This is a genomic window from Coprococcus sp. OM04-5BH, assembly GCF_003482105.1.
Classification (GTDB): Bacteria; Bacillota; Clostridia; order Lachnospirales; family Lachnospiraceae; genus Coprococcus.
In genome coordinates this window covers 1-421 of the sequence record NZ_QULM01000003.1, presented here as the reverse complement: position 1 = coordinate 421, position 421 = coordinate 1, and the positions used below count along the sequence as shown (strand labels likewise).

The following is a 421-nucleotide window of genomic DNA, read 5'->3' as shown; positions in this document are numbered from 1 at the left end:
ACTTGAAGTCAACCCTTCCATTCTTAACATAGTACCATCTTGTATTGTACTTAACCAATGTTTCGGAATTGAAATTCACAACACCCTTATATACATAGAACCAGGTATTGTTGTATTTTGTAAGACCTGTAAATGAGAAATCTATAACACCGTTCTTAACGTAATACCACTTTGTGTTCTGCTTGACAAGAGTTGTTGCGGTGAAGTCTACCACACCATTCTTAACGTAGTACCACTTTGTTCCATACTTAACAAGCTTAGTAACAGTAAGATCCTGCTTGCCATCCTTTATGTAATACCACTTACCGTTTATCTTCTTAAGGGTCTCTACGCTTGCCTGCTTCTTCTCAAGAGCGGCAATGGCATCTTCGATCGCCTGTGCCATTGCATCCACTTCGCTCTGTTCAGTGATATTCTTGTC

Annotated in this window: 1 pseudogene; it reads right to left on the bottom strand. The window is 39.7% G+C overall.

Features of this window, described 5'->3' with window-relative positions:
- Nucleotides 1–421 (bottom strand): annotated as a pseudogene (locus DXB54_RS07200) (hypothetical protein); the annotation flags it as partial.